Genomic DNA, 13,178 nt, shown 5'->3' with positions numbered 1-13,178 from the left:
TTAAATATGTGCGAAATATTCTCAGCTTAGAACGGCACGTTGATTGGCACGCCCGCTGCGAACTGGTTGTACGCCCAGTAAGCGTAGCCAATGATCTCACCAATCAGGTCGAGAGCGTAGAGCAAATTAAACAAGGGATTCTCCTTCAGCTGTCACGAAACTCTTATTTAGGTATCGCGACGCCGTAGCACCGCGTTACATCGGCGCAATATTGTGCTTTTTGGGCAGGTCATGCGCCGACTTCGTAGCCAATTGCCGCAGCGCCTGGCGCAGGGCAATGCGCGATTGATTCGGCTGAATCATGGCATCGAGGTAGCCGCGTTCCGCCGCAACGTAGGGTGCCGTCATGGTCTCATCGTAGAAGTCCATGAACATCTTCTTGGTCATCTCGCGCTGCTCTGGGGTCTCGGCGGCCTCGAGCTGCTTGCCTGCGATCATGACCACGGCGGCGGCCGCGCCCATGACGGCGATCTGCGCGGTAGGCCACGCCAAGTTAATATCGCCGCTTAAGTTCTTCGACCCCATGACGGCATAGGCGCCGCCGTAGGCCTTGCGCACGATGAGCGAGACCTTCGGCACGGTCGCCTCCACGACCGCGAAGGCAAACTTCGCACCGCGGTGAATCAGGCCCACCTTCTCCTGCTCTACGCCCGGCAGGTAGCCAGGCGTATCGACGACGAAGACGAGCGGAACGTTATAGGCATCGCAGATGCGGATAAATCGCGCGCCCTTATCGGCGGCATCGGCATCGATGCAGCCGGCCAAGTGCATGGGGTTATTGGCCACAAAGCCCACCGTTTTGCCGTCGATGCGGCCAAAGGCGGTGATCATATTCGGCGCGAAGTTTTCTTGGATTTCGATGAGCTCATCGTCATCGCCAAGCTGGGTGAGCAAATCCATCATGTCGTAGCCGGCGTTGGTGTCATCCGGCATGAAGGAATCTAGATCCTCGTCTTCGATGATTTCGGCATCGGAAGGAGCGGGGAAGGTCGGCGACTCGTCAAAGCAGGTCAGCGGCAGGTGATCCAAAATATCGCGCACCATGTCAAAGGCGTCTTCCTCAGAATCCACCACGGCAGAGACGTTGCCGTTCAGCTCCTGCTGGCGGGCACCGCCGAGTTCAGCGGAGGTGACGTCTTCACCGGTAACCTCACGGATGACGTTGGGGCCGGTGACATACATTTCCGCTTCCTCATCCACAGCGATGACAAAGTCAGTGGTCACCGGCGCGTAGACCGCGCCACCGGCGGATTTACCCATCATGATGGAAATCTGCGGGCTGCGGCCAGAAAGCGGCAGCTGACGGCGGGCGATTTCGGAGTACATGGCCAGCGAGGTCACAGCGTCTTGGATGCGGGCGCCACCGGAATCTTGGATGCCGATGACCGGGCAGCCAATCTTGATGGCCATATCCATGATCTCGGTGACCTTCTTGCCAAAGGTCACGCCCACGGAACCGCCGTAGACCGTCTTATCGTGGGCATAAATGCACACAGGCCGGCCGGATACGCGGCCATAACCTGTAACCACACCATCGGAATAGATGGCCTCCGGGTCACCCGGGGTCTTGCCCAAGGAACCGGTTTCCACAAAGGAACCTTCATCCAAGAGCTCGTTGATGCGCTGGCGAGGGGTGGTACGGCCTGCCTCGTCGCGGCGTGTGCGGGAACGCTCGCTGCCTGGATCTTGCGCCTCTTCTAGGCGTTTGCGCAGGTCGGCGAGTTTCTCAGCGGTTGTTTGCTTGGCCGCCACGTATCTTCTCCTCGATCCAATCGTTCATATGCTTGCCCACGATGCCAATGGCTGGCTCGTCCGGCACTGCCAAGTGATCGCCGGGCAGCTGCACAATATCTAGATCCTTAACGATAACGCCCCAGCCGCCATCCGGATCAATCTCAGCGTAGCGCGGCTCCAGCTCGATCGCACCGTCATGCATCCGCTCGGAGCGGAAAAGCAGCACGGGAACGCTGACATCGGCCCAGCGGTGGAAATCGATCTTGGCCAAAATCTGGTTATCCACGAAGGACGCGCGCTGGTGCTCCAGGACGCCGGCGGATAGGCCGTGTTCGGAGGCATCCGTAGTGGCCAAGAATTCCGCCAGCATGGTCATCAAGGCATCCTCGCCCATGGTTTCCAGCATCTCGTACGGCGGCTCGAAGTCTAGGCCGTAGGTCGTCTTGGCAAAGGCAGCGTAGCGCTCCCACCGGGCGCGGGTTTCTTCCGGCGTATCCGGTGCCGGGTGGGAGGGCTGCGTGGTATCGAGCAAGGAAATGAAGGCGACCTCGGCGCTCTCTTCCCCGCGCTTGCTGCGCTCTGCCAGCTGGTAGGCCACCTCATAGGCCAAGGCGCCACCAAAGGACCAACCGCCAAGGACGACCTTGCGGCCGCGCGCAGAGCGAACGATATCCTCAATATAGGCTGCGGCGCGCTCCTCTAAGGAGCCTTCAATCCTTTCGACGCCGTAAACGGCGACATCCGCTGGCAGCCGCCGGGTCAGCGGCTGATAGACCACCGTGGTTCCACCGGCCGGGTGGAACATGAATACGGCTGGGCCATCGGCCTCGCGCAGGACGCGAATATTTCCCTCCACCTCGGTCTCAAGGCCCTCACGGACCAGGTCAGCCAAGGTTTCCAGTGCTTCGGCGTCGAGAACCTGCTGCGCGGTGACATCGATGTGGGCGCGCTCGCGCAAACGCTCGGCGATCTGTGCTGCCGCTTCCTCAGAGATCTCCGGAAGCGGCGAGGTCACGCCCGCCGGGGCCTTGCCGGTAATGCTTGCCCACGTGCCAAAGACCATGCGTTCAGAGGCATCGCGCGGGGCGACGCCCACGCCCTGCTCCGAGTCTTGGGTGGTCTCGTCTGCTGCGGGTGCCGCGGACTCGGTAGTCGACGCAGCATCGGCACTGTTCTCACTGTTATCAATGCGGCCGCCGGCAACGGCTTCCTCAACCATGGTGATGACGTCTGCCAAGGAGGCATCGCGAAGCGCCTGCACCTGCAGCGGTGGAATCTGGAAGTCATTTTCCACGCGGTTTTTAATGCGCATGCCCATCAGGGAATCGAGGCCCAGGTCAATCAGCGGCAGCTCGCGCGGCAGATCCGAGACGTCATATCCCATGGATTCGGACACGATAAGCGCCAGGCGGTCCTCGACGGTTTCTTGGCGCGGATCCCAGCGCACCGCGTCTACATTCGCGTCATCGGCAGTCGGCTCCGGGGCGGCGCTGCCCTCTGGCACCGCTGCGACCCCGGGGATCGCACCCGCGCCCAAGTCCAAGCCGGAGGCAAAACCTTCCGCCAAGAACTCCGTCCGGGTGTCCTGCACGCTGTAGACGGCGATGGACATGCCGCCGATGGACGTGGTGACCACGGTGGTTATTTCCCCGTACGGAGGGAGATCGCGGTGTTCCTCCGCGGCCACGATGTGCGCCCCAGGCTGCACCGCTTCTGCGGCGGCCTCCACGATGGCCAGCGTGGACGGGGCCTGATCCGCGTTGGTGGAAAAGGCCACCTTGCCCTCCGGCAGGTTCACGCGAGTACCGGGCAAGCCGGAAACCCCGGCCGAGGGCCGCGCGTTGGTCCAGAAGCGCTGGCGGTTGAACTGGGTATACGGCGCTTCTGCCTGCGCGCCCGAGCCCAATGCGGCGGCGAAATTCACCGGGGTTCCGGTTACGTAGAGCTTGCTCAATAGATCCAACAAGGACTCGGTGGGCTCCACCTTGCGCTTTAGGCTATACAGCAATTGCGCATCGGCCTTGCCCACGGCAAACGCGGTAGACATCAGCCCCATGAGCGCCACCGGGTTCGGCGAAATCTCCACCAACTGGGTGTGCCCTGCAGCAAAGGCCTGTTCCGTAGCGTCCTGCAGATACACCGGGTAGCGGGTCATGCGCAGCCAGTAATCCTCATCGTGGACGGTGGTGCCGGGGCGGTAGACCTCACCCTTATCCACGGAGGAAAAGAGGGTCGTATGCAGCGGGCGGGCCTCCATGCCGGCGATGGCAGCTTCGAGCTCGCCCAAGATCGGGTCGACGGCGGAGGTATGTCCCGCGGCCTTCACGTTGAGCGCGCGGGCAAATTTTCCTTCCCCGTCGAGTTTCTCCACCAGATCCAGCACCGCCTGGCGGGGACCGCCCACGGTGGTCATGCCGGGCCCGGTATAGACGGCTGGCTCGATGGCTGCATCGAGGGCGGCGATGTCCTCGGCGGATAGCTCGACGACGGCCATGGCTCCTTGCTCGGCCTCGCTTAGCGATGCCTCTCCCTCGCCCATCAAGCGCGCGCGGTGGCAGGCAATAATCATCGCATCCCGCGCGGAAATGCCACCTGCGGCATAGGCCGCGGCGATTTCACCCATGGACATGCCTATAACGCCCGCCGGGCGCACGCCGAAGGAGGCCAATAGGTCCGTCAGCGCGATCTGGATGGCGGTGATGGCAACCTGCGCCGTTTCCGTGTCATAGGTTTGGGAATCATCTTCAACGATGTCCAGGATGGACCAGCCCGACTCGAAATCCACGATGTCATCGAGTTCTTTCAGCCGCGCGCTAAACAGCGGCGACAGGGCGATCATGTCCTTCGCCATCTTGCGGTGCTGGGAACCAAAGCCGGAATACACGAAGACCGGACCTTGCACCTGCGGGGAATCCGCCGCGGCGATGCCGACAGACACCTTGCCCTCGGCCACCTGGCGCAGGCGCTTAATGGCCTCGTCAGTGGAGCTGGCCATGACAACGGCGCGCGAGCGCGAGTGGTTGCGGCGCGCGATCGTGCGCGCGACATCTGCTAGGTCTGGTTGTTCTGCCTCGAGGAAATCCGCGAGCAGGCCCGCCGCACGCGCGCGGCGGGAAGGTAAGAGGCCGGAGACCGGCAGCGCCACCGTGTCGGTGGATAGCTGCGGCTCGGTGGTACGCGGGGTGCCTTGGTAATCCGTCAAGACGACGTGGGCATTCGTGCCGCCAAAGCCAAAGCCCGATACGCCGGCCACCTTTTTCCCGGAGTATTCCGGCCACTCGCGCGGGTCTTCAACGACCTCGAGGCGCTCGGCCACGAAATCGATATAGCGGTTCGGACCAGCGTAATTGATATTCGCCGGGATAATATCGTGCCGCATGGCCTCGATGACTTTGATGAGGCCCACGACGCCCGCGGCGGATTCGGAGTGGCCAATATTGGTCTTGGCAGAGCCCAAGAGCACGGGCGATTCGATGCCGCGCCCAGCGCCCAGCACGCGGCCGAGCGCGCTGGCCTCGATGGGATCGCCCAAGATGGTGCCCGTACCGTGGGCCTCCACATAATCCACGTCCTCGGGCGCCACGCCCGCATCCGCGTAGGCGCGGCGCAGCACGTCTTCTTGCGCTTCTGGGTTAGGCGCAGTCAGGCCATTCGAGTGGCCATCAGAATTGACGGCAGAGCCCTTGAGGACGGCTAGGATTTCATCGCCATCATCCTCCGCGTCCTGTAGGCGCTTGAGCACCAGCACGCCGGCGGCATCGGCACGCACGATGCCATCGGCGTCATCAGAAAAAGCATGAATGGCGCTGGTAGGAGAGGTCACGCCGAGCTCCGAAAAGGCGGTGGAGGCGTGCGGGGCGGCCAAGATATTCACGCCACCCGCCAGCGCTACATCGGCCGCACCGGTGCGCAGATCCTTGATCGCATGATCGACTGCAACCAAGGAAGACGAGCAGGCCGTGTCCACATTGATGGACGGGCCGCGGAAATCCAGGGCATAGGAAATGCGGTTGGCAACGATTGCCGAGGAATTACCCGTGAGTGCATAAGGGTGCATCTCCGTGGGATCGGCGGTAATCAGCATGCCGTAATCATTATTGGTCGAGCCCATGTACACCCCCGTGTGCGTGCCGCGCAGCTCATTGGCGGGAAGGCCCGCGTTCTCCAGCGCGTGCCATACCAACTCAAGCAGGATGCGCTGCTGCGGATCCATGTTTGCGGCCTCCAGCGGCGATAGGCCGAAAAACTCCGCGTCAAAGGATGCAATATCGTCGATATAACCGCCGTCGGTATTGTGCTGCGCGATCTTCTCGCTCATTACCGGATCCGCGCTGTACTCAGACCACCGCCCCACCGGCAGCGGCCCTGTGCCCGCGCGCGATTCAGCGAGCATGGTCCAAAATTCCGGCACATCTTTAGCGCCTGGGAAACGTCCGGACAAGCCGATAACCGCAATATCAGTACCCTGTGCAGCGCGAGCTGTGCGCTGCACGCGCGGTGCATCGTCGTGCCGCCCCGCGGGCCCATTAAGCAAGCGATTGGCTAGAAGTTCAATCGTGGGGTACTCATACGCCACCGTCGCATCGAGCTGCGTGCCTAAAAGATTTTCTAATTCACCCGACAGCACTACGGCATCTCGAGAGGAAAGACCATAGTTTTCCAGGGGGGTGGAATCTAAAATCTCTGCGGCCGCTACGCCCGTGGCCTGGGATACCCAGTCACGCAGCCATGCACGAAGTTGCTCGATGGTCATAAACCGTCTTTCCTAGTGGGGTTAATAGAACGACAAATACCTATATCGCTCTATTTTGTCACCTTGTTAACTCAACGTCCGAATCCAGCTTTAGGCTTGGTAGTCCTTCTTTGCCACGCGGCGGGCAATCTTATGCGAGGAGGTGCGCTTAATTTCTCCTGGCGCCTTCCACACGATATCGCTCGGGGTAATGCCGTGATTCTTCGTCACGGCCGTGCGAATCGCCTCGCCGGCGGCAGCGTCGCCGGACGGATCCGCATCATCGGCGCGCTCCACCAAGAGAACCAAGGACTCTGAGTTTTCGCCCTCTACGGCAAAGGCGGCGACGGAATCTGGGCGCACGTGCGCCGATGCGTCCTGCACGGTGCCTTCAATATCTTGCGGGTAGTGATTGCGCCCGGCGATGACGATGAGATCCTTAAGCCGCCCGGTGATATACAGTTCGCCTTCGATGATGGTGGCGAGATCACCGGTGGCCATCCACCAATCATCCTCCGGCAGGCCATCCTGGATGCGCTCGTCCAGAGTATTGCGGAAGGTAGCCGCGGTTTCTTCCGGGCGGTTGAGGTAGCCCGTTGCCATATTTTGTCCATGCACCCAGATTTCACCGATGGTGCCCTCTGGGACCTCGGCCTTAGTTTCAGGATCCACGATGGCCAGGTGCTGGAACGAGACGCCCTGGCCATTCGAGGCAAAAGCAACCGTTGCAGCGGACTTTTCTTCAATAACAGCGTGCCCGTCCGCCAACTTTTCGCGGTTGAAATGGGAAATGACGGGGCGCTTTTCATCCTGTGCGGTAGCGACGATGAGGGTTGCCTCCGCCAAACCGTAGGACGGACGCAGCACCGAGCGGTCAACGCTAAAAGTGTCTAAGAACTTCTGTACCGCTGGTTCCGTCACCGGCTCAGAACCAATGAGGATGCCATCAACGTTGGAGAAATCCGCGTCCTTGCCGTAGCGCGCGGCCAATTCCAAGGCGAAATTGGGCACGGCGGTATAGGTATTCTTCTCTTTACCCGGCTGGCAGCTGATGCGCTCAACCCACCGGTTGGGGTGTTGGATGAAATCGCGCGGGGTCATCATGTCCAATTCGATGCCCAAAATAGTGGTGAATAGCGCCAAGATGATGCCCATATCGTGGTGCATCGGCAGCCACGAGACCACGCGCGGTGGGAACTGCAGGTTCACCGCCCGGAAGATCTGCAGCACATTCACCAAAATCGCGCGATTGCTCAGTTCTACACCAGCAGGGGTGCGCGTTGAACCAGAGGTGTACTGCAGGAAGGCGGTGGACTCCACGCCCGCGCCAGCGACCGGCTTCCACGACGCCGCCAAGGAATCAGGCAGCGCATTGATGGAGATGACGCGCGGGCGCTCCCGCTCGGTGGAGAAGTAGCTGCGCACCGCCGCGGCCGATACGCGATTGGTCAACACGATAGGGGGCTCGCAGTCAGCAAAGACCGCCTTGAGGTGATCCGCGTGCCCCGGCTCATTCGGATCATAGAGCGGAATCGGGGTCATTCCCGCATACATCGCACCTAAGAAACCAAAGAGGTATTCGGGAGAGTTGCCTGCCAGAATGGCCACGCGGGTTCCCGGTTCTGCAACCTGTTGTAGGCGCGCTGCCACCACTTTGATCCGGGTATTGACCTCCTGGCGGCTGAGCTCACGGGCGGTGTCTTCCTCACCGTATAGCCACTGGCGGATTACAACCTGCGAGGTATCCGTCTCTGCCTGGTAGAGGTTCTCGGCCAAGCCCGCCAAGGTGAGCTCTGCCGGGAGGGCTATATTGCCCTCGGTGTCAAAGAACTTCCCCATGAGTTGCTGTATATCCATCGATTCTCCTTTGGTAAATGGTTTTGTCTTAAAAAATATCGATGTTATAGCGCCTCACATTACACGGCGTCAATGACGCCGTGTGCCCAGTCCACAACCCACTGGTTCGCAGTAGTCCCATCAATCACGCCGTCGTTGCTGGCGTATTGCGCGTGCACCCCATTGGCCCCGATCAAATCCTTGGCGCGTTCCAAACCATTGCCCACGCCGGTGGGCGCATCACACACGGTGTCATTGGGGGCACAGATCTGGAAGGTTCTATCCGCGAGCTCTCCGAAGCCGTGCGGGCGCGCGCCGCGCATGGTAGCCCCAGGCACGATGGGCTGAACGAGGCCGGAGACGGGCTCCAAGGCAATCTCGGCACCAATTCCGCCGAGCTCGTGGCCCGGATTTTGGCCCACGCCGTTTTCACGCCGGCCATCTGCAATCAGCGCCACGCCCGCGATATTTTCTGCGGGGATTACACCTTCGCCACCGCCAATGTCATCGGCCACATCGCCGGCGATCACCGCACCTTGGGAAAAACCACTCAAAATGAACTTAGTCTGTGGGCAGCTATCATGCATGCCGCGCAGCTCTTCATTCATCTTCGCGGTGCCCTCATCACGGGAATCGTCGTAGCTCATTTCCTCCTGCGCATTGATATTTTTAAATTGCGCAGTATAAGGAAGGGTCCACACCTTTACATCATCCCCGTAAGCCTCCTGCAACGGCTGCGTAATAGACAGCATGAACGAGCGCGGATTAGCAGAAGGGTTGAGGGGATCATCGTCGGCAGCCGATTCCCAGGTACCTGGCGCGGAGATGAACTCCGCACTCGGGCACCAATCCGGCTGGGATTCCTCCGGTGGCTGCCCGGATTCTGGCCCCTCGGGGGAGCTAGGCCCCGCCGAGTCCGAGCTCGTGAGGTAATGCGCAGCCCCCGCGCCGATAACGACGAGGAGAGCGAGGACGGCAACGACGGTTATGATTTTTCGCATGAACTAGTTGTACCCGGAAAACCTCAAAGAAAGCTAGCAAAGAGCTGAACGTGCGTTGTCCTGGAGAAGCTTGGTGAGCTCCTCATAATCCATGTCAGAGCGTTGCTGTTCAATCAGTTGCCCAGCTACCGCAGGAATAGTGATGCCATTGTCACCGCAGGCCCCTTGACCGGCGCCGAGGAGCTGATCTTCTACCCCATCGACATTCACGCCGGCATCCTTCAACGAATCCAAGTACGCAGCCTCTTCCTTGGGCAGCTGCGCGGAGGGGATCTCTGAAATCTCGCGCGCACCGCGATCCTCTGGGGAGTTCGCTGAACGAGACCCATTCGTCGGCTCCGCGGATTCCTTGGATTCGGATGGCTCCTGCGAGGAGGAAGCGCTGCTGGATGCGGACTCGCTACTACTCGTGGTCGATTCTTCGGAGGTTTTTTCGCGCGACAGCGGCGCCACCGAGGTGTCATTGCCGGAGTCACTATCCACGGTGGCAGAGTCACACCCTGCCAATCCGAGGCATAAGACCGCTCCTACGAGGGCTAATTTACGCATGCTTACTTCTTTTCAGTCTGTACGCGGCCCATGACTTCACTGATCGTCCCGTGCTGGAACTCCTGCTTCAATCCACCAGCGGCGATTTCGGAGTAATCAGAAGTGGGCCAGCCAAACTCGCCTTGCTCCCAGCCCTTCTTACCCCATTCATCCATAATGGCGCCCTTCAAAATGTAGTGCGCGCCGGATTCTGGGGACCAGTAGATGGAGCCATGTTCAAACTCCTGGAAGAAGCCGCCCTCTACCTTCTTCTCACCGTCCGTGGGGAAGCCCAGTGGGGAGTCAGCGCCACCCATGTCCTTGTACTTTTTGCCAATGGCACCAAAGGAGACCTGGTTCTTGCCGTCCGGGTTGCGGGTCAGAATGCCACCTTGGAATTCCTGGACAAGGCCATCGCCCACCTTCTTTACCGGGCCGGTCGGGAACTTCAGATCGCCGCCTTCGTAGCCCTTCTCGCCCCACTTCTTGTACATGTCACCGGTAATTTCCCAGGCGCCGGTCTCTGGGCTCCAGTAAATGGAACCGTGTTCAAAACGCACGAGGCGTCCCTTGCCATCCATCGTCTTAGTTTCACCGGACTTAGGGAAGCCCAACCAGGAGGTGGGGCCACCGATTTCCGCATAGCGGGCGCCGATGCGGCCGTACAGGGCGTGCGCACCATTCTCCGGGGACCAGTACGCCGTACCGGTTTCGAAGTCTTGTGCCTTGCCCTTACCGGCAACATCATATTCGTTATTCAGGCAGGAACCGAGTATGCCTTCTTTGGTGGCCTTGGCGATATCGCCTTCGGTATTACAATCCGCACCGCGGTCAGCCTTGTCAAGGTCGAGGGCATCAGCAATGTGCGGCCATGCATTTTGCATCTCAAATTGCCAGTATTCCCAGCTGTGCACGCCGGAGGGCCGGAATTCCACTACTGGTTCCACATTGGCGCGCTTCGCGTAATCCACGAAGGTCTGGGTGGACATCCGAGAGATAACTTCCAGCCCCATGCCGGCCAGACTTGCCTGTCCCTTGGCCACCGAGTCTTCCTGGCCAAAGTCGTCCTTGCCGTTACCAGCAGAGACATAGACCTGCATGTCCTTGAGGTTTTCGATGCCCAGCTTCGGATCGTGGTCGATCCAATCCTGCGAGCCCGGCTCGCCCCACATCTTGCGGGAATCGTAGCCGCCAGCATCGCGCTGCGCAGCCATGATGGCCTGTGGCATGCCACGGGTAGTCATATCGAGGTAGCCGGAGAACGAACCCACGAAATCAAACAAGTGCGGGTTACGCTCCGCCAAGTTGACCGCTGCGGTACCGCCCATGGACAGCCCAGTCACCGCGCGCTTCTGGTTGGAGCGGTATTCATGATCCAAAATTGGGACCAATTCCTTGGTAAGGAAAGTCTCCCACTTGTAGTTCTTCCCTGCATCCGGCTGCTGCCAATCGGAGTAGAAGGAAGATTCGCCACCCACCGGCATGATGAGGTTGACGTTGCGATCCGCATACTGGTTGAGGATATTGGTCTCAATGGTCCAGCCGGACTCGTCATCGCGGGCGCGCAGGCCATCAAGTGCCCATACCTCTGGGAACTTCTTCTCCGGCTGCGAATACCAGTCGCGCGCGAGCTGGATCTGCACCTTCTGCTCGTGATCCGGCATGGCTGCGGACTGGATATAAACCATCAGGTGACGGTTGGACAGGTACTCCACACGGTTGATCTTTACGCCATCCGGCAGCCCCTCCACCTGTGGGTATTCGGTCTCCACTGGGGTACGGGCCGGCGGATCCTTAGGCGCAAAGTGATCAGACAGGCTGCTGCCGTTGCCTGGCTGAGCGGAGCTCATGTCACCAAGAGAGCTTTGGGCGGTGGCGTTGGGCAGCAGGGCAAGTCCAACGGCAATGGCGGTCGGCATGGCTGCTACCGCGAGCCCCTTACGGACCTTGCCCGGGGAAGTGTTTTTGCGCATAGGTAAACGTCCTTGAAGATTTACCGCGGCCGCATTCCGAAGGTTCCCCTCCTCCGGACTGCTACCTGCGGCGTGAGCTGTCTATTGTGCGCTTAAGTTTAAGTTGAACTTGAAGCTTTGGAAAGGCTGACACGCCGTGCAAAGTTATATCACCATTTATCTCGATGCAGAGGCTGTCCCCCGGAATCACCCAATAAGCAATCTCCCAGCTTAACTACAGACTGGACTCTCACCAAGAAACCACTAAGATAACCACAGCATGCACAAAGGTGCACCCTGTAAACATCCCCTACCCAAGGCGAAAGATATGAAAAACATAAAGACCAAAATCACCGCCGGACTCATCGCCCTCACCACAAGCCTCACCATGGCCCAGACTGCAAATGCGGACCAAGGCAAGGAAATGGTCACCTTCGGCGATTCCTTCACCGCCAACGGCGGCGCACCAGGAGACCGAGGAGCAACCTCCCCATACAAGCGCCCCTTCCACCCCTGCTTCAACGACAAGCACAACTGGGCGCACCAAACCGCCAACAACCTCGACCACAACCTCGCCGACTACTCCTGCAACGGAACCAGCGTCTGGGTCAACCAACACGTCGACGACGCCATCAAACAAGGCAACATCGGCCACGACACCAAAGAAGTAGTATTCATGTACGGCGGCCTCCAACAAGGCACCTACTTCGACGCCCTAGCCAACGCCACCCTCCCCGACGTTCCCAAAGCCTCCACCTACCGCGGACTACTAGACTTCCAATTCAACAAAATCCGCAAAGCCGCACCCAACGCCCGCATCACCATGGTCAACTACGTCCCAATGACCGTCAACGACACCCTGTGCGTAGTCAACCACGACCAGCTGCAGCTCCCAGTAACTATCCCGGGCGCAACAACCGCAGAAGACGAATTCAACCGCGAAATCGGACGCGCAGCACACGACCTCGGAGTCAACTTCATCAACCTCCACGACCAAGCAAAGACCCACGACCCCTGCCAACCAGACACCAACCAACGATGGGCCACACTCGTGCAGATGGGGTTGCCCGCAAATCGTGGACACGTAGTGGAGCTACCTAGTGGTTAGGCAGCGATTTCTTTTCTGCTGGTGGTTAGGCTGGTGTGGTTTTCGAAATCGACAGGGCTGACCATCCCAAGGGCGGAGTGCCGGCGCCGACGGTTGTAGACTACTTCAATCCAGTAGGCAACGGCCTGACGCGCAGCATCGCGGGTTGGCCAGCGCTTCCGGTCGTAGAACTCGGTCTTAAGCGTCGACCAGAACGACTCAGCCATCGCATTATCGAAACACACCCCAGTACGCCCCACAGACTGAGCAACCCCTAGGTTGCGGCACACCTCCCAGAGCTGCTCGCT

7 protein-coding genes and 1 pseudogene are annotated in these 13,178 nt (G+C 59.9%); 1 reads left to right on the top strand and 7 read right to left on the bottom strand.

Annotated elements, in window-relative coordinates; all coding sequences use genetic code 11:
• Positions 1-195: 195 nt before the first annotated feature.
• The 6 genes from QP970_RS01345 to QP970_RS01320 form a co-directional block, all read right to left on the bottom strand.
• Entirely contained in the window at positions 196-1,752 is a 1,557-nt protein-coding gene (locus QP970_RS01345) for an acyl-CoA carboxylase subunit beta (protein WP_239269287.1), read from the bottom strand.
• Positions 1,727-6,487, bottom strand: a complete 4,761-nt coding sequence (locus tag QP970_RS01340) for a type I polyketide synthase (RefSeq protein WP_284869398.1) — start codon at positions 6,485-6,487, stop codon at positions 1,727-1,729. The genes QP970_RS01345 and QP970_RS01340 overlap by 26 nt, the downstream gene beginning before the upstream one ends.
• A gap of 90 nt (positions 6,488-6,577) precedes the next feature.
• Positions 6,578-8,323, bottom strand: a complete 1,746-nt coding sequence (locus QP970_RS01335; protein ID WP_239269289.1) for a FadD32-like long-chain-fatty-acid--AMP ligase — start codon at positions 8,321-8,323, stop codon at positions 6,578-6,580.
• Positions 8,324-8,382: 59 nt separating this feature from the next.
• Positions 8,383-9,303: a cutinase family protein gene (locus QP970_RS01330; protein WP_239269290.1), complete on the bottom strand. Its 921-nt coding sequence runs from the start codon at positions 9,301-9,303 to the stop codon at positions 8,383-8,385.
• A 33-nt stretch (positions 9,304-9,336) separates the two neighbouring features.
• Positions 9,337-9,852, bottom strand: coding sequence for a DUF732 domain-containing protein (locus tag QP970_RS01325; protein WP_239269291.1), 516 nt, complete (start codon positions 9,850-9,852; stop codon positions 9,337-9,339).
• A gap of 2 nt (positions 9,853-9,854) precedes the next feature.
• Positions 9,855-11,804 carry an alpha/beta hydrolase-fold protein gene (locus QP970_RS01320; protein ID WP_239269292.1) on the bottom strand — a complete coding sequence of 650 codons (1,950 nt, stop codon included), beginning with the start codon at positions 11,802-11,804 and terminating at the stop codon, positions 9,855-9,857.
• A 307-nt stretch (positions 11,805-12,111) separates the two neighbouring features.
• Between QP970_RS01320 and QP970_RS01315 the strand changes: the two genes are divergently transcribed.
• Complete coding sequence (locus QP970_RS01315) at positions 12,112-12,891, top strand: GDSL-type esterase/lipase family protein (protein ID WP_284869397.1); 780 nt, start codon at positions 12,112-12,114, stop codon at positions 12,889-12,891.
• A 41-nt stretch (positions 12,892-12,932) separates the two neighbouring features.
• Here the strand turns inward: QP970_RS01315 and QP970_RS01310 are convergent.
• Positions 12,933-13,178: pseudogene (locus tag QP970_RS01310) on the bottom strand (integrase core domain-containing protein); the annotation flags it as partial.

The sequence above is a fragment of the Corynebacterium sp. MSK073 genome (assembly GCF_030232085.1).
GTDB lineage: Bacteria > Actinomycetota > Actinomycetes > Mycobacteriales > Mycobacteriaceae > Corynebacterium.
This window is presented reverse-complemented; position numbering and strand designations above follow the sequence as displayed.

What these genes read in the sequence shown, in the direction of transcription:
- QP970_RS01340 (WP_284869398.1), bottom strand. Translation starts at nt 6,487, where the DNA reads ATGACCATCGAGCAACTTCGTGCATGGCTGCGTGACTGGGTATCCCAG.
- QP970_RS01335 (WP_239269289.1), bottom strand. Translation starts at nt 8,323, where the DNA reads ATGGATATACAGCAACTCATGGGGAAGTTCTTTGACACCGAGGGCAAT.
- QP970_RS01330 (WP_239269290.1), bottom strand. Translation starts at nt 9,303, where the DNA reads ATGCGAAAAATCATAACCGTCGTTGCCGTCCTCGCTCTCCTCGTCGTT.
- QP970_RS01325 (WP_239269291.1), bottom strand. Translation starts at nt 9,852, where the DNA reads ATGCGTAAATTAGCCCTCGTAGGAGCGGTCTTATGCCTCGGATTGGCA.
- QP970_RS01320 (WP_239269292.1), bottom strand. Translation starts at nt 11,804, where the DNA reads ATGCGCAAAAACACTTCCCCGGGCAAGGTCCGTAAGGGGCTCGCGGTA.
- QP970_RS01315 (WP_284869397.1), top strand. Translation starts at nt 12,112, where the DNA reads ATGAAAAACATAAAGACCAAAATCACCGCCGGACTCATCGCCCTCACC.